Source organism: Salinivibrio sp. SS2, from assembly GCF_001722075.1.
GTDB classification, from domain to species: domain Bacteria; phylum Pseudomonadota; class Gammaproteobacteria; order Enterobacterales; family Vibrionaceae; genus Salinivibrio; species Salinivibrio proteolyticus.
The window spans coordinates 1-23,131 of sequence record NZ_MEBP01000024.1 but is presented as its reverse complement, the minus strand read 5'-3'; the positions used below and the strand labels follow the sequence as shown (position 1 = coordinate 23,131).

The 23,131-nt window shown below is 49.1% G+C and carries 15 protein-coding genes; 7 read left to right on the top strand and 8 right to left on the bottom strand.

The annotated features are described in order from the left end of the window. The first annotated feature begins 74 nt into the window (after positions 1-74). The 5 genes from BGK46_RS01485 to BGK46_RS01465 all read left to right on the top strand — a co-directional run bounded on the left by BGK46_RS01485 (position 75) and on the right by BGK46_RS01465 (position 7,935). Complete coding sequence (locus BGK46_RS01485; protein ID WP_069586707.1) at positions 75-2,348, top strand: response regulator; 2,274 nt, start codon at positions 75-77, stop codon at positions 2,346-2,348. Positions 2,349-2,512: 164 nt separating this feature from the next. After that, positions 2,513-3,520, top strand: coding sequence for a sphingomyelin phosphodiesterase (locus BGK46_RS01480; protein WP_069586706.1), 1,008 nt, complete (start codon positions 2,513-2,515; stop codon positions 3,518-3,520). A 269-nt stretch (positions 3,521-3,789) separates the two neighbouring features. Continuing rightward, positions 3,790-4,932 carry an HDOD domain-containing protein gene (locus BGK46_RS01475; RefSeq protein WP_069586705.1) on the top strand — a complete coding sequence of 381 codons (1,143 nt, stop codon included), beginning with the start codon at positions 3,790-3,792 and terminating at the stop codon, positions 4,930-4,932. A gap of 64 nt (positions 4,933-4,996) precedes the next feature. Continuing rightward, on the top strand, positions 4,997-6,328 hold the full coding sequence (locus BGK46_RS01470; protein ID WP_254659638.1) for an ATP-binding protein: 1,332 nt from the start codon (positions 4,997-4,999) through the stop codon (positions 6,326-6,328). Beyond that, a complete protein-coding gene (locus tag BGK46_RS01465; protein ID WP_069586703.1) occupies positions 6,325-7,935 on the top strand; it encodes an EAL domain-containing response regulator in 1,611 nt (536 codons plus the stop codon). The genes BGK46_RS01470 and BGK46_RS01465 overlap by 4 nt, the downstream gene beginning before the upstream one ends. 12 nt (positions 7,936-7,947) lie before the next feature. On the opposite strand, the gene BGK46_RS01460 is transcribed toward BGK46_RS01465, so the two are convergent. From BGK46_RS01460 to BGK46_RS01435, 6 genes are all read right to left on the bottom strand, one after another. Then, a complete protein-coding gene (locus tag BGK46_RS01460; RefSeq protein ID WP_069586702.1) occupies positions 7,948-9,585 on the bottom strand; it encodes a HAMP domain-containing sensor histidine kinase in 1,638 nt (545 codons plus the stop codon). A gap of 3 nt (positions 9,586-9,588) precedes the next feature. Then, positions 9,589-10,407, bottom strand: coding sequence for a phosphate/phosphite/phosphonate ABC transporter substrate-binding protein (locus BGK46_RS01455; RefSeq protein WP_069586701.1), 819 nt, complete (start codon positions 10,405-10,407; stop codon positions 9,589-9,591). A gap of 240 nt (positions 10,408-10,647) precedes the next feature. Further along, entirely contained in the window at positions 10,648-11,853 is a 1,206-nt protein-coding gene (locus tag BGK46_RS01450; protein ID WP_069586700.1) for an MFS transporter, read from the bottom strand. Continuing rightward, on the bottom strand, positions 11,853-13,172 hold the full coding sequence (locus tag BGK46_RS01445; RefSeq protein WP_069586699.1) for a lysine N(6)-hydroxylase/L-ornithine N(5)-oxygenase family protein: 1,320 nt from the start codon (positions 13,170-13,172) through the stop codon (positions 11,853-11,855). Before BGK46_RS01445 ends, BGK46_RS01450 begins: the two co-directional genes overlap by 1 nt. 10 nt (positions 13,173-13,182) lie before the next feature. After that, on the bottom strand, positions 13,183-15,849 hold the full coding sequence (locus BGK46_RS01440; RefSeq protein WP_069586698.1) for a GNAT family N-acetyltransferase: 2,667 nt from the start codon (positions 15,847-15,849) through the stop codon (positions 13,183-13,185). Positions 15,850-15,961: 112 nt separating this feature from the next. Next, on the bottom strand, positions 15,962-18,124 hold the full coding sequence (locus BGK46_RS01435) for a TonB-dependent receptor (protein ID WP_069586697.1): 2,163 nt from the start codon (positions 18,122-18,124) through the stop codon (positions 15,962-15,964). A 206-nt stretch (positions 18,125-18,330) separates the two neighbouring features. Between BGK46_RS01435 and BGK46_RS01430 the strand changes: the two genes are divergently transcribed. Then, on the top strand, positions 18,331-20,052 hold the full coding sequence (locus BGK46_RS01430) for an IucA/IucC family protein (protein WP_069586696.1): 1,722 nt from the start codon (positions 18,331-18,333) through the stop codon (positions 20,050-20,052). Between the two features lie 70 nt (positions 20,053-20,122). Here BGK46_RS01430 and BGK46_RS01425 read toward each other — a convergent pair whose 3' ends face one another. Both BGK46_RS01425 and BGK46_RS01420 read right to left on the bottom strand, forming a co-directional pair. Continuing rightward, positions 20,123-20,428: a DUF496 family protein gene (locus BGK46_RS01425; RefSeq protein ID WP_069586695.1), complete on the bottom strand. Its 306-nt coding sequence runs from the start codon at positions 20,426-20,428 to the stop codon at positions 20,123-20,125. A gap of 276 nt (positions 20,429-20,704) precedes the next feature. Beyond that, positions 20,705-21,634, bottom strand: coding sequence for a chemotaxis protein (locus BGK46_RS01420; protein WP_069586694.1), 930 nt, complete (start codon positions 21,632-21,634; stop codon positions 20,705-20,707). A 402-nt stretch (positions 21,635-22,036) separates the two neighbouring features. On the opposite strand from BGK46_RS01420, the gene BGK46_RS01415 reads away from it, so the two are divergent. After that, entirely contained in the window at positions 22,037-22,981 is a 945-nt protein-coding gene (locus BGK46_RS01415; protein WP_069586693.1) for a chemotaxis protein CheV, read from the top strand. Positions 22,982-23,131: the final 150 nt, after the last annotated feature.

Genomic DNA, 23,131 nt, shown 5'->3' with positions numbered 1-23,131 from the left:
ATGACAATTTTCGCTGAAAGCGGAAAATGCCTCTATGCTTAGTTTTAATGGAGATTTAAACGGACTAGGTGACTATGAAGGCAGATACCGCCGTTGCTCGTAGCTCTTTATCGGTTGCGCTGATCACCAAACTAACCCTGTGTTGGGCGTTGTTAACCGCGATGGTTGCCGCGCTGCTATTGTATGTTGATTATCAAGAGCACAAAGGAGATGTCGAGCGTGCGTTGTTGATGACTGCGGAGAAAGACTTGAGTGTGATGGCCTCTCATCTTTGGTGGGAAGAGAGCACTGCCTTTGAGCGGCAAGTCGAACGCTTGATTGCGCAACCTCACATCGATTATTTGCGCGTGTTTGATAGCGACGGGACCCGAGTAGAGCGTGGCGTTGCTCCTTCTGACCAAGCTCTCGAGTATTCATGGCCTTTGGTTTATCGCGATGCGGGCAACGAGTACATGCTGGGGAATTTGAACATTGCCTCGAACTATACGGCAACAAAAGCGAGTATGAGTGAACATCTAATGTGGACAGTGGCAGCATGGCTGTGTCTATGCGCATCCGGTATTGCCATATCGCTTTGGATCATTAGCCGAGAACTTACCACGCCACTAGCGAAAATGCGCCACCAAATCAATGTCTGGGACGCTGACAATAAACCGGTTTTTCTCTCCACGCCCAAGAATCGACACGCGTGGAGTGATTTAGAAACGCGTTACAACACCATGATTGCGCGTTGCCGAGAGCGCTTGAGCTGCATGGATGACGACCGCCGGTATGCGGAGCAGGCGAGTCAGAAAAAAAGTGAATTTCTGGCCAATATGAGCCATGAGATCCGCACACCCATGAACGGCATTATTGGTATGGCCTCACTGCTAAAAGGCACGGATCTCAATGACGAGCAACAAGAATTTGTCGAAATGCTTGAGACTTCGTCAATCTCATTGCTTGATATCATTAATGACATCCTCGATTTCTCTAAAATTGAAGCTGGAAAATTAGAACTGGAACCTTTAGAGCTCAATGTTTTTGAGTTGGGAAAAGATATCGAAAACTTGTTCACGTTACGGGTTAAAGAAAAAAACCTGCGATTTCACTGTGACATCGACAAAGATATATCTCCTTTGCTGATCGGCGACGCACCTCGGCTTCGACAAGTGATGATTAACCTTGTGGGGAACGCGGTGAAGTTTACCGAGAGCGGTGAAGTCGCAGTGGGGGTCTCGAGTGTCAGTGAAAGCGACGATAGCTGTGTCTTACGCTTTGAAGTCAGAGATACCGGGCCAGGCGTGCCGTTTGAGCAGCAAAGTCGCATCTTTAATAAATTTGAGCAAGGCGATGACCCAACGGCACAGAGCCAAGGAACGGGACTCGGTCTCGCGATATCTCAGCAAATTGTGCATCTGATGGGTGGGACACTGCGATTGGAGAGTGAGCCGGGCAAAGGTAGCCGTTTCTTTTTCACCGTTCGATTTAGCAAAAGCAACGTCCCCCTCGCCACGCCGGTAGAGGCCTATTTATTTGCCGGAGCGCCTATGCTGCTGGTAGACGATAGCCGTTTAAATATGCGCATAACCACGGCACAGCTCAGTAACTTGGGTTGTCAAGTCACTTGCTGTATGCATCCAGACGATGCGATGTCGCTGATTGAAGAGCGCATCAGTAGTCAGTATCCATTCAAAGTGGTGATTCTAGATAAGTTGATGCCCAAAACGGATGGTTTTTCACTGGCGACCAAGATCAGGGCGCAGTTTGGCAAGGAAAGTCCAGCCATCATGATGTTAACCGCTGCGCCCGATGGCCTCGACAAACCGCGCATTGAACGTGCTGGTATTGAAGGCTACCTCGGGCGTCCTTATCAGTTCAATGATTTGAAGAGCCACCTTGTGCGTATTCTGCAACAGCGTCAACCAACATTGGGCGTCGTACGGTCCACAGGACAAAGTTCGTCGTTAGCCGGGTTGCACGTTTTGGTAGTCGAAGATACCAAAGTGAATCAGCGGGTGACGGAGGCCATGCTCTCCAAATTGGGGGTACGTGTCACCGTGGCTGAGAATGGTCAACAGGCTTTAGATTATTGGCAAAAGCAGCCGTTTGATTTGATCTTTATGGATTGTCAAATGCCCGTTATGGATGGTTACCAAGCCTCGAGACGTATCCGTGAGCAGGAAACACGCTTTAATCGAACCCCTATTGTGGCCCTGACAGCCAATGCGACTGCAGAGGATAAAGATGCGTGCCTAGAAGCGGGCATGGATGACTATATTGCTAAGCCGGTTCGTAAAGACGATCTCGCAACAATGCTTAAAAAACATACCTTTACCAGCGAGACTCAACTTCTTACTAAGTCATAACCCTAAAAAAACTGAGAAGTGAGTCGCAATTGTGATCTTAGTTACAAAACTATCAAAAAATCATACGGATTTTTAGAGTGGTCTAACCTCTATTCGTTAGGCTTCTAATGTTTTATCGGAATCTTGTTCCGTAATAATTAGAAAGCAAAACGAAAAGAGGAAACATGAAAATAAAAAAAATGCTCTCAGCGGCAGCGGCGTTGCTGCTAAGCCTTAGCGCTCAAGCGGGCCAGCTAAACGTCATGGCGTACAACATTATGCAGCTGAGTAACCTTCAAGATTGGGATCAAGCAGAGCGTGCGGCTCGGTTGCCGAAAGCCATTGCTGCAATGGACACTCAACCAGATGTGATTCTGATCAGTGAAGCCTTCAATGCTGAGGCCGAGCAAGCGATGAATCAGCTTGCAAGTGTATACCCTTATCAAACGCCCAACGTTGGGCAAGACTGCAGTGGCGAAGGCTGGGACGCTCTCACCGGGGATTGTTCCAACTCAGTATTTGTCGTGCGTGGTGGCGTGACAATCTTGTCTAAATACCCCATTTTGACCCAAAAGGCCCATATTTATCATCACAGTTTAAAGGGCAGCTGGGACTATCAAGCTAACAAAGGTTTTGCGTATGCCAAGATTGATAAAAACGGTGAGATCTTTCACCTGATTGGCACCCATTTACAAGCCACACATGATGGGATGTCCGATGAAGAGCATCAAGTGCGGCTAGGTCAGCTAGGTGAAATCAAACATTTTATCGACCAAGCAGCGATTTCCGCTGACGAGCCTGTGATCATTGGTGGTGACATGAATGTGGAGTGGAGCCGTCAGGATGAAATTAAAGACATGAAAGCAGCCTTAAGTGGTGCACTGCGCTTCACAGAGCCGGAAGTAACGTCTTTTTCTGCTAAACATAATTGGTTCACAAAAGCGAACGCTTATCACTTTGACTATGATCTTAACTATAACACCACGTTAGATTATATCTTGTGGAGCCGCGATCATGCCATGCCAGCTAATGAACCTGAGATGAAGGTGGTGCAATTAACCGCAAAGGATCAATGGTACTGGGATTACCTTGAGGGTGAGTGGCCAGAAGAAGCCGGACAAACCTACCATGATGGTTATTACAATGAGCTCTCCGACCATTATCCGGTGATGGTAAAGTTTGAATTTGAGTAACATGGACTTACGGTAGTTCACCGTCATAGGGGGCTCAATCATATTGAGCCCCCATCACCTTGCTCCTTATCCTCCCTTCCATTAATAGACGATTGATTTCTCTTTGTATACCAAGAAAATTTGGCATCATGCGCTACGCTTAAGGAAGGATTCGATAGCACTCCCGGCCTTGGATAGTCTTCCGAGGAGCAGAATTGCGGCGTTGATGATGCGTCCATTTGCCGCCTGACTGTCACGATAAGCAGTTTGAGGATAAATGCGAGGGAAGAATGGATAAGCCGCGTTTCCACATCATTTATGTTGATGATGACGAACTCACATTAAAGGCAATTGGTCGGGTTATTCGTCGCTTGAAACCTGACTGGACGATTAGTCTGGTAAAAAATCCTATCCAGTGGGAGAAAGGGGTATTAAAGAATCAATCGCTATCTTTAGTTATCAGTGACTTACTGATGCCAAAACTGAAGGGTGATGCACTTCTAGAACAGGTTCGTCAGCACTATCCGGGGACGGTGCGAGCACTGATCACCGGAGATACACGGCAAAAGATCACTGAACTGGCAACCCCTAGCGTACACTTTGTTTTGCCCAAGCCTTTCTCGGAAGACGATTTTGCCAATGTACTCAACAGTGTTGAGCGCCTCTACAAATTGCCGATTGATAGTGAAACACGCAATCGCCTCATCGGTATCGAGGATTTTCCCGTTCTGCCTGATTGTGTCCGCCGGCTACGTGCCACGATTAACAATCCAAACTCTGACATGGAACAAATTGCACGGGTAGTGAGTGAAGAGCCGCCGCTGGTTGCTCGACTTTTGCAGCTGGCTAACTCGGCCTATCTGGGCTTTCGCAACCGAACTTGGTCTATAGAAACGGCGATCAATCGATTGGGTATTCAGTCAGTGGAATCCATCGCGGCCACTATGGTTGGGCACAATGCGTTTCAGCACTTGTCGACCAAAGAGCACTATGCGGTGGTCGACGAACATATCGAACTGGCTAATTTAAGCAAATCACTGGGTGCTTTTTTAGGGCATGACAAAGCACATGCTGAGCGCTTATACCTTGCTTCTGTCTTGTCGTCGCTGGGCGAGCTAATGGCACGAGAGCTCGGTTGTCGTGACAGTGGTAAAAACCCCATCTGTGATTTGCCTTCTCGCTTTGATACCGCGCTCGTGGTCTCCAGCTATATCATTATTTTGTGGGGCTATGATTATGAATTGGCAGAAATTGTTTTAGCTAGCGGTGAGGCGTCTTTGCTATCTGACAGTGAGCAGGCCAGTGATGGTGCACTCCTACATTACTGCCGTCAGTGGATTCGGGCGAACGATATCGAGAAAGCGAAACTTTTACAGTCTTGGTCGGCGAATATTGGCGCTTTTTTTACTCAATCGTATCAGGAGACGATCTGAGTGTACGGGTTGGTATTCGACGTTACTATCGGTTTTCCCTGTCGACTGAATAGGGAGGGAAAACGTGAAGAATAGCGACATGTCACTAGCATTGTTCAATCAACTATCAATAGCGATATGTATCGTCGATCATGAGTACACCATTGAGAGTGCAAACGCGAGCTTCCTTGATCGCTTACCAGCAAACCAAGGTACAGTGGTTGGACGCTCACTATTGGCATGCTTTCCAGCCCACCGTCAATTTTTACAGCAAAACATCGATTCGGTTTTCTCGACGCGAACGCCATTACTGTCCTCCGGCTCTGTCATCGTTGATACATCTTTGGAAGTGGGGAGCGACGCCGCACATAAGTGGCAAGACATTGAGTTTCTTCCCATCCCGTCAGCGTGTGGTGTGGTAACACAGGTTGCGATTTGTTTTTACCGACCCACAATGTTGGCGGCCCCGAAGCAAGACTCAGTCACCACCATGTCGGATAGTCAGCGACTCAAACGAAGCTCGGATGCCTATCAAGAAGTGGTTTCAGAGCTTAAGCAGCTTCAAAGCCAATTGCTTCAGTCTGAGAAAATGGCGTCGATTGGGCAAATATCGGCGGGGATTGCCCATGAAATCAATAACCCTATCGCTTTTATCTCGTCTAACATCCGCACCTTGTATGACTACTTAGAGAAATATTCCGCTTACGTCCATCAGTTGGATGAAAAGATTGATGCTACGGCGAACAAGGTGTTGAGCGCTGATAGGCAGGCGCTAAAAGATAAGATTCAGTTAGATTATTTACTCGAAGATTCCAGCGATCTCATTGAAGAGTCGTTAGAGGGTATCTCGAGAGTGATGACGATTGTCAAAGATCTCAAAGAGTTTTCCCGTGCTGATAATGGCGAATGGGTGTCAACCGATGTTCGTCGCGGTATCGACTCGACACTGAAGATTATCCACAACGAAATTAAGTATGCTATTGAGATCGAGAGAAACTATTCGCCACAGACGCCCGACATTATTTGTCAGCCCATGCAACTCAATCAGGTTTTTCTCAATCTGTTGATTAATGCAGCCCAAGCGATCGAGGGCGAGGGAAAAATTAACATCCTTGTTGCGCCTCTTGATGATGAGCACTTAATGATAAAAATTAAAGATAACGGGCAGGGGATCCCTGATGAGGCGCTGACGACGATTTTCGAACCGTTTTATACCACCAAGCCTGTGGGGCAGGGAACGGGGCTTGGGTTGTCTGTCTCACGCGATATTATCGCTGCTCATGGTGGCCAGATTACGGTAAAAAGTGAGCTGGGAAAAGGGACCACGTTTACCATTGTGTTGCCGTGTTCAGATAACTGCGCCGACGAGATTGCCTCGTCTGATGAACAAGGGATAAGAGGAGGCCATAGCGCATGATGGCGTACACGGAAATTCTATTGGTTGATGATGAGCCACATATTTTGCGTGCGTTAAAGCGAGAGTTACGTCGTTTTGTAGCCTATATTCATACCGCAGAGTCGGGCCAGCAGGCACTCGATATTTTATCCAAACACCATATTGGCCTTGTGATTTCCGATTATCGCATGCCGAATATGGATGGCGCAGAGTTACTGATTAACATCCACCAGCGTTATCCCGATATCGCCACCATTATGTTGTCCGGCCAAGCCGATCTACCGGGTGTGTCTCGAGCGATTAATGCGGGTGCGTTGAGCCAGTATGTGAGCAAACCATGGGACCGCGATGTGTTGTGCGACACGGTGAAAACCATTTTGACTCATAAACACGCGTCTTTGCCTAACGACACCCTGACTACTTGCTTATCAAAAGAGGCGCTCAATCAGAAAATTCAAGGTATGGCGGTAGACGCAAAAACACCGTGGCTTGTGGCGATCATTGATAACCAAGGCACGAGCAATCTTAATGACACTGAGTCGGTGATGCTGGGGAATCAACGTCTGCAAAGGGTGAGTGAACACTTGCATGAGTTGGAGGTATTCGAATGGTATCGGATCGCCGACAAATTTATTGCTCTGTTTGAGTATTCATCAGAAGGCCACCGGTTGTTAAGCGAACTGATTGAACATTTGCATGCTGCAAAAGAGGAAAAAGGCCTTTCAATGCAATTAATGCTCAGTGCGCTTCGCTCTTGGCAGGAATTGTCTTTCGAGGCCATTCAGGCGCGTAAAGCCGACAAAGTACCGCTCTACGATGCGCTCTATTGGCTACCGTGCCCTGAGGATCATCAAGACGATGCCAGTTTGGTTAGCTTGATTCGCGATATTGAGGCCAAGCACTTCGAGGCGTTCTTTCAACCTCAGTTAAATATTGTAACCAATGAAATTGATGGCTTTGAAGCATTGGTGAGGCGTCGACTCGCATCGGGACACTACCAAAGCCCTGCGGAGTTTTTGCCATTATTGAGTCAATATAGACTTGAAGATGTGCTAACCACCTCGATGTTTGAGCAGGCACTGGAAGCGATTGGGCGACTAAGTCAGGCAGGTTACGCGAAAACGGTGAGTGTTAATGTCACTGCAAAACAACTAGAGACCGGGTTTGTGGTTGATGTTATCCAGCACCTTTCGCCGCACTACCCCGATGAGATTGCACACCTTGAAGTCGAGTTGGTAGAAACTGACCGGCTTGATGACTTTTCATTAACGCGCCAGCAAATGGAACGTTTGAAATCCCTCGGGATCTCCTGTGCGCTAGATGACTTTGGGACTGGTTTTGCGGGGTTTGAGTCCATGTGCGACCTCCCCTTTGATGTGATAAAAATAGATGGCCGCTTTGTTCGTAATATTGGTCAGAGTGAGATGGATGAAGTGATCCTGACTTCAGTGGGTCAGAGTGCGCGGCTGATGAACGTTGAGGTGGTGGCTGAGTGGGTCGAGAATCAAAACCAAATCGACTTTTTGAGAGAAAAAGGGTGTACGCGAGTTCAAGGTTATGGCATTGGCGCACCGTTGAGTCTAGATAATATTTTCGAATTTTTAGCGAATTTTAAAACACCTTCCTAAATCGGATGGTCGTTATGAGGCATGATTCGCAGCGGCGTCATCTATCTGACAGAGTAAGGTGATAGCGGCTGTAGTGCCGTGGGCTGAGGAGGTAAGCTGTATTTCTCCTTGGTGATGACGAACAATATCATAAACATACGTCAACCCGAGCCCCATGCCTTGTCCAACCGGCAAGGTGGTAAAGAAGGGGTCGTAGACACGATGACCCTGATCACGCGGTAATCCAGGCCCAGAGTCTTTCACGGTGAGGGTGCACGAGTCACCCTTGTTTTCCCCCTCCACATCAATACGGTGTGCAACGTCTGGATTGCCCCGCTCACAGGCTTGCAACGCATTTTTGAGCACTTCTTTAAACAGCATCACCAGCTCCTCATAGCGTCCCATGACTGGGGGCAGTTGATATACGTTAGCGGCGATCGATATCTTGAGACTCGTCGGTGGTGAGAGAGTATTCAGCGCCTCATCAATCACCGTAAAGATCTCAATGCTTTGAAAGTGTTGTCGTGTTTGTTGGCTGTAGCTGGAGTACTGCTGTAAGGCGGAAACAATATTGATCACGCGTTGTACACAGTCGTTGGCATCAGCAAGGCTATCACTAAAATCATCATAAAGGTCATCGGTATAGTGACGCTTTTTCCAGTGCGTGAGGGTTTCGAGCGGCTCTGATTGGTGAATGACGCGCTCGGCAATGTCTGTCCACTTTTGGTAGGTGTCGAGATATTCTTGACACATTCTTAGGTTACTTTTCACTGCGCCGATGGGGTTATTGATTTCATGGGCAACCCCTGCCGCCATGGTCCCAATAGAGGCCATTTTCTCGCTTTCGACCAGCTTTTCTTGTGTTTGCTTGAGTTGATGGTTTATCTCACGGAGTTGATCATTGGACCGCACCAAATCGGCCGTGCGTCGCGCCACCTTGCTTTCTAGTGTCTGGTTGGCCTCTTCTAGGCGTTTTTGGTAGGTCGCAGTTTTGTTCTCGGAGTCACGTAATGCTTGAATCATATTGCTAAACGCGGCGGCCACACTGGCCAGTTCATCCTTCCCGTGGGTTGAAATGTGTACGTCTCGCTCGCCACAGGCGATGGTATCGGCAGCATTTTTAAGTTCTGATAAGCGCTGGGTTAGATAGCTTCCCAAAAGATAAGAAAACAATGCCACTAATAACATTTCGCCCAGCACAATCAGCATGCTCCAATTTTTCGCGTCTTTGATTTGGCTAAGCAGGCCGGTCAGGTCAAAGCCAATCCAGACCGACCCAAACTCAATGCCAGATTCAGAAATGGTCGCGCGTACATCATACAGCCCATCCGTGACGGACTGGGCATTCATCTCAAGAATGGCTGTATTGAAAGATTCAGGAAGGTTACCGGCCGATGATAAGACTCTCCCGTTATCGCCTAAAACCGCGACATACATAATATCGCTGTTATGGAGTAGCTCTTGCGTAAAAGAATCGACGGTGGCGAGATCGAACGATAACACCGCATTTTTTACCGTGGAGGCGAACAACTGCGTGGTGGAACTCGCGCGTTGATTGAGCCCTTGATAGTTGGTAGTTTCCAAATAATTGAGAGTTAATGTCAGCAGAATCGCCAACAGGATCGCCTCAATCAGGGCGACACCTAAGATGGTCTTTAATCGCAAGGACATGGGTTATTCACTCAGCAAGTGTTGCAACAGCGTAATGTTTAACGCTCTCACATCGTCCCAATCCTCATCTTGCGCGGATTCTATCCCTTTGAAGCTGATATTACCCAGCAGCGTTCGGCCTTTTTCACTGTCATTCATGGAGAGAAAGGCGGCTTTAATCGCGTCGGCTACTTGAGGGTCAAGATCGGGATGAAACGCGAATGCATGAGGCGTATAGCCGGGCGTTTTCCATAACACGCGTAACTGCTCGCTCACTTCAGCATTGGTATTGTTAAAGGTGCGCTCAATGCCGCCGCCGGCAATAAAGAAATCTCGTGCAACGTTCAAATACACCGAGTCATGAGACGAGACATATTGTGGCGTAATGCTGATACCTTGATTCTTCAGCGCGGCACGTGGCACCACACTGGCGGCAAACGCGGCGGGGGAGGGAAACGCTAAGCGCTTGCCATCAAGCTCGTCAAGGGAGGAAATGGACGCCTCTTTTTTGACGACTAAAATACCGTGAATCCGTTTATCTTTTTGTTTCGCAAATGCTTGGTAGCCAGGCTTTTGGTGGAAAACGGTGTAGTGATAAGGATTCATATAAGCGACATCGTATTCACCGGTGAGCACACGTCCTTCGAATTCGGGAATGTCTTTGGCAGTGCGAAAGACAAGGTTGTACCCCGATTTTTGAGAGACGTATTCTAAAATCGGGCCCCAGTTATTGGCCAATGTAATCGCAGATTGTTGTGGCACGATACCAAAGGTAATGTCTTTCGCGTGTGCATGGCTGGTAAAGGCAATGCCCAGTATCAGTGACAACAAGATTCCTTTCATTTGCGCATCTCTCACCCAGTAGCTGACGATCTATTAGACAGTGTAGTTAGCTGCATCTATCCTTGCCACGCCATTCCGTGTGATTAACTCAATGAAATCAGATTGTAACCTGAGAACTATTGTCTTCTTTCTAATCTCAGAGCATTGTTCGCCCTCGGTGATAAGCTGATGTTCACGTCCGAGGGCGAGAAAAGTGGCAGGAGGTGTGCGCAGTGGCAGTGTCTCTGCTCTATGAGTGAGTTAACGAGTCGAAGCTGCAGGTTTGATTACCAGTATCCCAATGACAACGGTGCAAGAAAGCAGCAGGCAAGTTAACGTAGGCAGGGGCGGATAATTTAACGTGAGCGTTGCTAACAGAGAGGCGAACCCATAACCCAGCGTATGGGCCATCGCGATATAACCACTGACTTTCCCCGGTTCATGGTCGAGCCGTTGCATCGCTTGGCTGGTATAGGCGGGGATAAGAAGTGCACAAGCAGCTGATATGACCAGCATTGCCATCAATAACGCAGCAAAATGTGGCACTAATAGCAAGGCATAACCTATCACCATACTGATTGCGCCAAGGCTTAGCATACGCTCGGTGCTCAGACGCTGTCTTTTTACCACTAACACTTGTACGGCTAAGGTGGCGATACCGCTTAACGTCAGCAAATAGCCGATGGCTTGGCTAACTTTATCGGCGGACCATTCGGTGAGGTGATTGAGCATGGGGGTGAGATTGTATTGCAATAGAGCAATCGCTGCACATACAGCAAGGCCGTAACCCATGTAGGGCCAAATGGCTTTTGGCGCGAGCCATAGACGGGCGGATGAATGAGGTTCGTCCTTTTTACCGGCGTAGTGAGGCATCATACTGACAGCGATTGCGCCTAATAGTGGCAGTAATAGCATCAGCGTCAGTGACGCGTAGGGGCTGATCACTAGTACTGCCGAGGCAATCAACGGGCCAGCTAATCGGCCGAGGCTTAAGCCAATACTGATGGAGGTAATCGCTTGCATACGACGCGCCTCACCGGCGAGTAACACGGCCCAATGCTGATTGGCCGGCACCATCCCTGCGACCGTTAAGCCGTAGATCACCCGTGCCAGTACCGCAAGCGATAACCAAGGCCATTGGATAGCGCTGCTTTGCGCACCCAATGTTGCAGTAAGCAATAACGCGAAGCTAATCGCCATGCCGATTAGCGCTTGCAGGACCACAAGCTTGGGACCATATTGGTCGCTCATTCGTCCCCAAAATGGCGCGGCGGGGAGAAACAACACGCTCCCCACGGCAATAATCACGGCCCATGTCGACAGTGAGAAGCCACCTTGTGCTACCAGCAGGGGAAGCGAGACCAAGAGTCCGTTCTGACCGATGCCCATCAAGGCAGCAATCAAGGTCAAGGTGATCGATTGCCACCTTGCGGTGTGTCTCGCCGCTTGTGTGTGTGCGTGGGCCATTACCAACCTGCTACTTTTTGCATTTTCGGTGTGGAAGAGGTGGACGCCGCCAGTGTCCAATCAAGCAGACCGTGGTGATGGGCAATATCGTACAGTGGTGTATCGTTAATCGCATTGATAATGGTGGCGGCCCTCCATGCCGCAAGGCTAAGTTGCGGCTCAATAATGCCGTGACAATGCGTGCCGACATTCATCATATACAACGCCTGAGCGTAGCCTTCTCGCATCCTTACCCGGTAGTGAGCATTCACACTTGGCCGACCTTTGTCATCGAGGTCAAGACAATCGCGCAGGGTATCGAGACACTGAGGCAGGGCACGAGAAAAGCCGGTACACAAGATAACCACGTCTGCATCGATTGTTGCGATGTCACCGGTCAACGTCGCCGTTGTGGTTAACTGGTAACCGGATGGATGCGATTTCATACCCGTGAGTGTTTGTCCCGGAAGCAGTCGCCACCACGGCGGTGACCGGCGTACATATTTATCATGATAGAGGCGCTGATATAGCCCTTGTAAGCAATTCTCGGTGATACCATCACTGGCTAGCTTTTGTTGTGCAAGCTGAGTGTGTTTGACCTTGGGGTCGAGACCGTGAAACTGCTCTGCATAATCAGGCATAAAGTACTGATCAGTAAATGGGTTCTCATCCAGCCCTTGTAGGTTAGGGCGGCGAGATATCCAATCAATATGCGCGACTTTGCCAAATTCACCATCAAAGAGATGCTGGAAGACATCGGCACCGGTTTGGCCACCACCAACAATGGCGACTTTTTTACCCCTTAGGTCCGGTTGTCGAAGTGCCAATTCGCTGGCGTGAAAGACCTGCTCACCCACAAATGGCTCAGCACAGTCAGGCATAAACGGCTGAGTACCGGTACCAATGATCAAATGATCACAGGTCAATTGCCCGTGGGGTGTATTCACCGCGAAGCCGGAGCCGTGTGGCGTAATGTTAACGACGGGTGTGTCGAATTGAGTGTTGGGAAGCTGGTGAGCCACCCAAGCCATATAATCTGAAAACTCTAACCGCGAAACCGTTTGTTCGCCCCGCGCTGTGAAAGGATAGAATTTCTTGGTTTTAACCAGATAATTAATAAAGGTATAAGGGCTTGTTGGATCAACCGCCGTTACCATGTCTTTCAGGTACGAGGTTTGCATTTTTGCATCATCCAGCAATAAACCGGGATGCCATGCAAAGCGTGGCTTTTGCTCAACAAACAAACTTGAAATCGTTTGAGTGTGGGGAGCCAGCAGTGCCGCCGCACTGAGATTAAAGGGGCCAAGCCCGACACCTAAAACAGAATAATGCCTTGTCATAACTACATCCTTATTGCGCATACTGCGCGAAAAAGTCGTTACGTTCACATTGCAACAGTGCGGCGCGCTTATGCGGGAAATCGAATTCTTTTTGTTTTTTCATGCCTACGCCACGGCTAATGCGTACCACACGCCAATTTGCCGCATTCGGCTCTCCCATCACATTTAAGGTGCGAGGTTCGGCCAAAAAGCAGTAGTGGATGATCGATTGCGCCCAAGTACTAAAAAACTGACGTCCCAAAAAGTGAGGATTACCGACCAGCATATGGATACCACGATCGAAAGCAGCGACATCGTAGTAAGGCCCAAGCCGGTCTTCGGCGACCCAATAAATTTCAAAGTAGCCGAAAGGCTGGCCATCAAACTCGCCAATCACGGGGATAAGGTGTGCGTCATGGTGCGCCTTTTGCAGATATTGGCGATGAAAAGCGAGCGAGCCCTCTAATTCCCAAATCGGGGCGATATCCGGATGGTTATGCCAGGCGTGAAAGCATGCGATATCGCGGTCTATTTCCACCGGACGTAGCGTCAGGGTGCGTTTGAGATGATAAAAGTAGCGACGATAGAACACACCTTGTGGTTTTTCAGGCCGCGTTGGGTGGGTTAAGCCGTTGTCTGCTGTTTGGTATCCCTCATTATCGGGGGCCTGAGCTTGGTGCCAAATCGGGCAGTGCTGTTTAAACTGCGACAGTGTCAGCGGTGTGCCGGGGGCGACGACGGATTGCAGAGCGTGAGGGTAATCACTGGCATGCAGTGCTTGGCACTGATGCTGATAAAAGGCGTGCTCAACGGCCGACCACCAGAGTGATTCATCATTGCAATAGCGCGTGGTTAGCGTCGCGGTCTCATTGTCCGGTTGGTGCAGCACGAAGGTCGCTTTGGCTTGACCATGCTCCATCACGTCGATGAGGTGATAAGACGCGTCGAGCAAGTGGCTGCGAAGTCCCACGGTGCGATCAAGATTGACCGGTTTAAATACCCATGAGCCCAGTGCGTTATCACCATAAAATGGGTTATCGATATCCGTGTAAATTTGACTGGGATCGGCCAGTGTCGCTTCGTTGTGATCGGCGAGGAAGGTGTTAAAGTTCCGTTTCCAGTGTAGGGTCGGCGAGTCGAGAAGATAGTCATACAGGCGGCTATCCACAGGGTGGCTCGCTCGCCACGTTGCGAAAGCTTGACGGCAGACCTGCCACAAACGCTGCTCGGTGACACCGGTGGCTTCGCTGATCGCGGAAAGTGTATTGATTAGCGTATTACCAATCAGATAGTAACTCAGATACGGGTCAACCTTGTCGGCTGGGACGTAACAGCTGGGTAACCCTTCACTGAATGCATCTGGGAATAGCGCAGGGGCAGGGTCGGTGACCCAAATACCTTGGCAGTCTCTGTACATCATGGCACTAGGCAAACCGTGCGCGGTACGCAGCAAGATATTTTGCTGGTGGGCCAGTAACAAAATGCCATAATCGCTGCGCGCCAAACACAGGGGATACAGAATATGGTCCAAGAAGGAGGCTAACCAATGATGTGCGGCGTCGTGCTGTGTCCATTGATGATGTTGTGCGGCTTGCGCGATCAGCGCGCCAATTTGGCGGCTTTGCCCATGTGGCTGGTTGATACTGGCGAGCAGGTGGACATCTTGATCGGCTTGGTGGGCGAAAACATTGTCGCGCAAGCTCACCAAAGGCAGTGATAAAGGCTCACCTTGCTCGGACAAAATGGTGCACCAGACCGGCTCTTCGATAAAGGTCGTCGTGGGGGTTCGCTGCTGCAGCGTTTGTCCGGGGGCTGCGTTGAGCATTTTACTCAGTAAGGTACCACGCTTGGCTTCGGTGGCGGTTAATAGCCGTACCGAGTTAGTGAGCTTGACAGGCAGAGAGACTTTTAACATCCACGGATGGTCGGGATGATAGATGGCGCGTGACGATGAGGTGGCCAGCCAGCCGCTGCTGGTCAAGGCTAAATCAATCACGCTGTTTTTGAGTGCACGTGCGTCATCACTGTCACGCCATGCTTGCGCTTGTAAAGGATGCATGGGCAAGGGAAGCCAGCCTTGCGGCAAATTGGCCGCATGGGTTAAGCCCACGCTATCGACAAACAAGGATTGCAAGGTGTCGAGTACATCGTGGTTAACCCCTTCACCTGTCCATTGCCCCGGCGCAACCGCAAACCATTCAATCGCAAATGACTGCGCAAATTCGGGTAGATACGCCTCTTGCTGTTCGGGCGTCAGTGGTTCATTGCTCTTGGGGGCAGGGTGCATGCTATGACCGCCGGTCAGAGACTGCTCCGATTCGATAAAACGCTGTGGCCAGCGGTCAGCGAACCTGTGTTGCCAATGTGCTTCTGCTCGCTGTACATAGGCGTCAGACTGGCTAACACGTGATGCAAAGCGGTCGAGACGCTCGCCACTAACCTCAGGCACTGATTGCGCGATACGGTAAACCGCATCGGCAAAGGTAGTAGGGACAGTTTCACCGTCGCTACCGCGCCACAGTATGTCACCTTGATAACGATGACGGCCGGCTGCTGAGGTGTAGGTGAGCGGTAATAATAATTCGCCCTGTTCACACGGGAAACTGGCGTGGTCAGGCTGACCTTTTATCACACGCGTGTGTGGGTGCTCGACAAACAACGCATTGAAAAACGCATTCAAACTCAGGGGATGTGTCATGACAACTCCTTACAGACACGGGCTTACTAAGGCAATGTTGTGGCGCAACTATGGGTGAAACAAATTAGGAGAAAAGGCGCCCAGCGAGGGCTGGGCGCGAAAAGGAATATCATTAAAACGTGGCGCTGTAGCTTAAACTAAAGGTGCGCCCTACGCCGGCGTAGTCAAACATGTCGGCGCTAGCGAGGCCGCTATAGACTTTCTGCGCTTTTTGGCTCCAAATCGTTTGATAGTCTTTATCAAACAGGTTTTGGATGCCGAAATTAATTTGGCCGACCGGCAACGTGTAGTAACCATTAAGGCCGACAAGCTCATAGCCCTCAAGGCGGTCGCCATCTTCATCAGATAGATCGCCAACGTGTTGGAGGTTTAGCTCGGTGCCCCAATCGAAGTTATCGTAACCTACTGCCGCCATCGCGGTGGATGGGCTCGCATTGTAGATACTCAGCTCATCCCAATGGCCATTATCTTTAATTTCGCTTTGTACGAGGTGACCTTGCGCGCGGCTATACCAAGTGTCAGTGAGGTAGTATTTGATTTGCCCTTCGAGGCCATAGATACGCTGTTTGTCACTATCTAAGGTGACATCGAGATCGTTGTTGTACTTGTACGACTTGTCTGAAATCGAGTAGTACGCGGCGACTTGAGCATTGTAGTCTTGTTGCTGAGTGCGCCAGCCTAGCTCAAAGGAATTGGTTTTCACCCCGTCCAATTCCGTGTTTTGAACACTCACACTATTGGTGAGGGTACCGCCTGAATATTTGCCTTTGCCGTAGAATTTACCTGGGTCGGGCATGTTAAAGCCTTGACTAAAGTTAGCCCAAACTTGTTGGTTGTCGGTTAGGTCGTACTTGAGTCCCGCATTCGCAAGCCAAATATCCTTGTCTGTGGTGCCGCCTGGGATGGCATCCGCATCTGGCAATAAGCCGAGTAGAATATAGGCTTGCTGGGTGAAGCCGATAAAATCACTGCCTTTGTACTTGGTGTACTGGTAGCGCAATCCGGCAAAGGCATTTAACTTATCGTTAACGGCCCAGTCTGCTTGAGCAAACACACCGGCATTTTGGGTATCAAAGTCAGGATAACGACCGATCGTGCCCTTTTTCTCAAACTCTAAACCATGACTTGTTGCACTGGTTGTTGAATCATAGACGTATTGCTTGGCGCGGAACTCTTCCTTGCTGTAATCCAACCCATAGTTCAGCGTGAGGTTATCCCAGTTTTTCTCCAGTAAGACTTTTAGGCCGTAAACATCGTTGCTTTGCTCTGAGCCGCTAAATAGACCTTTACGCGGAAACGGGAAATAGCCGAAGGTTTCTTCTCGATAATAGGCTTGTGCGAGTAAGGCATGATTCAGCACATTGGTATGGCTATATTGGGTGTTGAGCATCAAACGTTCAGTGAATGGTTGCTCATCAAGTTTGAGCCCTTTACGACGCTCAACATCACTTTTTAGATCGGTCGTATCTTCAAACCAGATCCCGTAATCACTGTCTTGCTGACTGTCATAGTATTGAGCAGTCAGGGAGAGGCGCTGTTCGTCATCAGGGCTGTAATCTAAGCTACCCATCACATCAATGCTGTCATTGAATTGGGTATCGGTTTGGGTGACGTCGGGCAGAATAGGCTCGCCATTACCGTCGTAGGCCGCACCTTTACCTTCATACGCCACGGATAAGCGCCCTTGCAAGCTATCACTGCCGCCGGATACTGCGACCGCGGCTTTCTTTGTCAGGTCGTCGCTGTTGTTAAACCCAGTGGTGACGCCGGTGTGAACCTCAAGTTGCGCATCGCCCGCTTCACCGCGTTTGGTGATGATATTGATAATACCGCCGGTTGCCCCCGCGCCATAAATGGAGGTCGCGCCTGATAGTACCTCAACACGTGCGACATTAAAGGGGTCGATACTATCCAGTTGGCGGCTGATGGTGCGAGCGGCATTCAGTGCGACGCCATCAATCATGATTTGTGCGCTGCGGCCACGCAAATTCTGTGAGGCATTGGTACGCGCGTTAGTGCTGCCAAAGTCAAAGCTTGGGATCAGCTTCCCGAGCGCGCCTTTTAATGACTCACCGCCTTGAATTTCACGGGTTAGTTCTTCATTGGTGATCACCCAGTTGGTGCTGGCGGAATCGGCGATCGTAGTCTGAATTTTACTGCCAGTTACGATGATGGTTTCAGTATTGGCCGCAGAAGGGGCGGCATGGGCAAGGTGTGCGCCAATCACTAAGGCCAGTGGGGTCAGTGAGAGGCCAACTACTTTTTTAGACTTCATAATTATCCTTATACAACATAAAGCTGCAGGGCTCAGTGAGCCTGCGTCCCTGCAGTACGTCTACGTCACTACCTAATTATTTATTATCAAATGATAATAGATATCATTATGATTATTGATATTTGTCCTTGTTGTCAATACATTGATAACCGAATTGCCACATTTCATCTAATTCGGTGAAAAATAACGCATAAAGGACGTAACAAATGCAGGGGAATTATTGGCAAGCAGCTAATCAGAAACTGCTCGCAAAAGCGATCAGTGAGCTTCATTTCGAAAATGCGATTACGGTTGACCACCTTGAAGGGTGTCAGTTTAGGTTGACGCTGCCTGATACAGAGTGGCGATTTACGGGCACGATGAGCATTTGGGGAATGGTGATGGTAGATAGTGGCAGCGTGTCACGGGGCGACAACCAGCATCCAGAACTGATTGCATTAGTGATGGACTTGCAGCCTGTTATCGATATGGCGCCTTTGCACCTTGGCGGTTTTATCGAGGAGTATCAAGAAACACTCATTGCGGAACAACAGCATCTCGCGATGCTTAGCACTCTGCCAGCCGATAAACTCGTGACGTTATCAGAAACCGATCGCCAGCCCTATTTGGATGCTCACCCTAAGGCGCTCGCCAATAAAGGGCGATTAGGCTGGGGCCAGCAAGATAGCCAACAGTATGCGCCTGAGTATGGCAACACATTTGCGTTGCATTATCTCGCTGTACATCGAGCGTGCGCACGTTATGGCTTTGGGGATGGATTCGAGCAGGCCTCTTTACTCTCGGAGACCCTATCACCAGCCGCTTATGAGGCACTCATAACGCGCTTAGCGGTCGATAAACGGGATGATTATCTGATTATGGCGGTGCATCCGTGGCAGATGCAGCGTTATATTTACAGCCAATATGCGTCATTACTTGCCTCTGGTGACATCATTGATCTGGGCACGAGTGAGGAACAGTGGCGTCCACAGCAGTCCATTCGTACCTTGAGTCGGGCGGATGAACAAGGCAAGTACGACGTAAAAACAGCGTTAACCATTCTCAATACCTCTTGCTATCGCGGCGTACCGGGGAGCTTTATTGCCCATGGCCCAGTGCTGTCAAAATGGCTGTCAACCTGTGTACGCGAGGATGCGTTATTGTCGCGTCTTGGCATGCATGTGCAGCAGGAAGTCGCCGGTGTGTACTGCCCGCAGCCTTATCAGGCACAAATAGACAGCTGTTACAAATATCATGAAATGTTGGGATGCGTTTGGCGTGAGCGTGCCGAAAGCCTGTTACCGTCTCATCAGCGACCCATGAGTATGGCGACTCTGATGCAAGCGGGTGGCGATGGGGTCAGCTGTGTCGAAGCGCTGATTGCGCGTACCGTGCTAACACCTAGCGAATGGTTGCAGCGTTTGTTTGATCACGTTGTGGTCCCCCTTTATCACTTGCTATGCCAATACGGGATTGGGTTAGTTGCGCATGGGCAAAACATTACCGTGGTGCTGGAAGACGATATCCCTGTAGGTTGCATGATCAAAGATTTTCATGGTGATTTACGCTTTGTCGATCAACCGTTTCCAGAGTTGGACAGCTTAGATAAACGCGTGCGAGCGGCGATCAAGCACTTGCCGCCACACTATTTGGTGCATGATTTATATACGGGACACTTTGTGACTACACTGCGTTTTATTTCGCCGTGGTTTGTATCGCTTGGAATAAGCGAAGCTGAATTTTATCGTCAGTTAGGTGATACCCTTCGTCGTTATCAACAGGCACATCCGCAGCTGAACGAACGCTTTAGGTTATTTGATGTGCTGAGTGAGACGAAAGAGAAGATTTGTATCAATCGGGTCAGATTTAACATCGGCTATGATGACAGTAACGAACGGCCTGTTCCCATGTTTGGTGAGGCGATTCGCAATCCACTGGCTGAGTCGTAATGCGGATACTTAACGAAAAATACCCGCAATAGGCGGGTATTAACACTCAAGTTAGCGTGAGTGATTTAGCTTACTTACCGCTTTTACTTTGCTTGGTAAGCTCTTTGATGTTGCGGCTAATTTCACGACGCTGTTTGGAGATTTCTGCGTTCTTAATGATGTAGTCATCCACGCGGTCTTCGTAATCACCTTTCATATTCTTGATGATTTCGACGATATCTTCATAGGACATCTCAGGCTGGATGTAATCGAGCAAATTTTCCAGCAATACAACGCGTTTCTGGTTGTCGCGGATTTTCTTATCGTTGTCTTGGATTTCGCGTTTAAGTTTGTTCTTTTGTCGTGAGTGCTTAACGATCTCAAATACACTGGTCATCATAGTCGCCTTCTATTTTTTTGAAGTATGAAAAAATTAAACCACAAGCGCACGACCAAACCCAGCCTTTTCGCGCTTGAAGTGAGGAGTTTTTCATCAATTGAACCGATAAAGGATCTGATTTGGGATACACAAGGATGTGCCATTGCGGAGAGACTGGCGAAAGACATGCCCAAACCACCTTATACCCGATTAGAACGTGATGTTGGCAAAGATAGCAGACTGGCATTGACAGTGGTATGACACATATCAAAGCCAGTCTGCTCGGGATAGCGATCAGTAGTTGGTTGGCGTCCCCTCAAGTTTCACGGAGGAGCCAGAGGTTTTTAGCATCGCGCCACGTAACATGGCTTGCACGAGCTCGGTGGCGTCGAACTTTGTCAGTGCTTCGTGCGCACCGACTTGTTTGGCACGATCGACACTGATGTCGCTCGACAGTGACGTATGGAGTATCAGGTACGCTTCGGCCAGTTTATCATCACTACGGATTTCAAAGGCGAGCTCATAACCGTCAATGCCAGGCATCTCGATATCGCTAACAATAATGTCAAACGGCTTACCCGCGGACGCTGCGTTTTTCATCATTTGCAGTGCTTCTGAGCCGTTGTTCGTGACGTAATAGGGAATATTAATACTGTCCAACGCTTCAGAAAGCTGCCTTCTTGCGGTTAAGGAGTCATCCACAAGCAAGATATTCATCGGCTTGAGCTTTTCACGATCGACATCCGACAAAACAGGGTGCAGTTTATCGGGATCGGATGGGAAAATATGCTCCATGATGTATTCGACATCCAGCAGCTGAACCAGTTTTTCGTCGATTTTCATTACGCCAGTTAGAAACGCACGCGTGCCGAGTGTTTGAGGGGGCTCGGCGATCGAGCGCCAGTCACACTCGCTGATCTTTTCAATGCCGCGCACCAAAAAGCCCATCACACGTCGTTGGCAATCAGTGACGATGATGTAACACGACTCCCATTCTGACTTATCGACTGGCTTATAACCAATCGCTTTAGCCATATCGATGACGGGAGTGGCGATGCCACGGAAACTGGTAGTTCCTATTACTGTGGGGTGAGAGCCGGGCAAATCCGTTAGCGGCTGAAAAGGGATGATCTCCCGTACCTTAAGCGTCCCAATCGCAAAAGATTGCGTCGGGGTCAGGCGGAACATCAACATGCCTTGTGATTGATTGGCTTTGCTCTTCATAGCATCACTCTGCGTGTAATCGTAATATCGGTGTGTATTTTATCAGCATTATGCGTAAGACACATCTCCCCATTATGATAGGGGGGATTAGACAGAACATAAAATTTTTCCGTACTATTGTCTCATATTTGAAACTTATTGATAGTGTGAATTAAATGAGCGATTTCGCACGCTTTCCGGTTAGCAGTCATGCTAGGCTAATGGCGCAGAAAACACGAAGACATAGCCATGACGCAGGGCAGTAGGTTGCCTGTCGTCATTTCTTACCTAAAATAAAGGTAATAGCTTTTTTGTCACCGTGTTACATCAATGACAAAAAGTGCATGATTAGGTGCTCGTCCTCGAGCTATCACGCGCATCGGATATACGCTTTTAAGAAGTAAACCAACGGTTGAGCAAACTATGACCAATATTTTAGATTCGGTAGATTCGCGTACGCGGCTGGTGGGGGAGAACCGCCTAGAACTGTTAATGTTTTATCTTGGCACCACGCAACCTTTTGCCATCAATGTTTTTAAAGTGCGTGAGGTCATTAAAGTGCCTCGACTCAACCAAATGCCTGGCTCGCATCCGAATGTGCGTGGCGTGGCGATGATCCGAGGAAAGTCAATCCCAGTGATTGACCTGCGTCAGTCGATTGGTATGGGCTCGATCGGGGTATCGGACGATTGCAACGTGATCGTCACCGAGTACAACCGGACGATTCAGGCGTTCTTAGTTGGCCAAGTCATCAATATCAAAAACATGGGCTGGGATGAGATTATGGAGCCGCCTAAAGGCACCGGCCGAAATAACTACCTGACCGCGATCACCCGCCAAGACTTTGATGGCCAAACTCGCCTCGTAGAAATTGTTGATGTTGAGAAAATCTTGGCCGAGATTGTCGCGTACGAAATTGGGATATCAGAAGACGTGCTCGATCCTCAACTCACACCTTATATGGCAGGGCAGCGTGTCTTAGTAGTGGATGATTCGTCAACAGCACGCGCACAAGTCAGTGATACCCTGTCTCAGTTTGGTGTCGAATGTATTATGAAAAAAAACGGTGCCGAGGCGCTGCAATTACTTAAAAGTTGGTGTGATGAAGGCAAAAATGTCAGCGATGAGATCCTATTGATGATCACCGACGCTGAGATGCCTGAGATGGATGGCTACAAACTAACGCATGAAGTGCGCTCTGATAGCCGAATGAGTGACCTTTACATCGCACTTAACACCTCATTGAGTGGTAGTTTCAACGAGGCCATGGTTGAAAAAGTCGGTTGTAATCAGTTTATCTCTAAGTTTCAACCTGATTTGCTCGTGAACGTTGTCCAAGAGCGGCTCCGTGAAGTCGTCGCCAGCTAAGGTAACGCGTAACAGCAATGTGCCCTTTGAAGCGAGCCTTGGCTCGCTTTTTTGTTTGCCCAGCGAAGCTGGCAAACCCGTCAGGTTGAAAGAAACCTGAATCGCCCCGACTGAGGGGAAGATAATCCGACTCGCAAGGGCGTTGCTGGC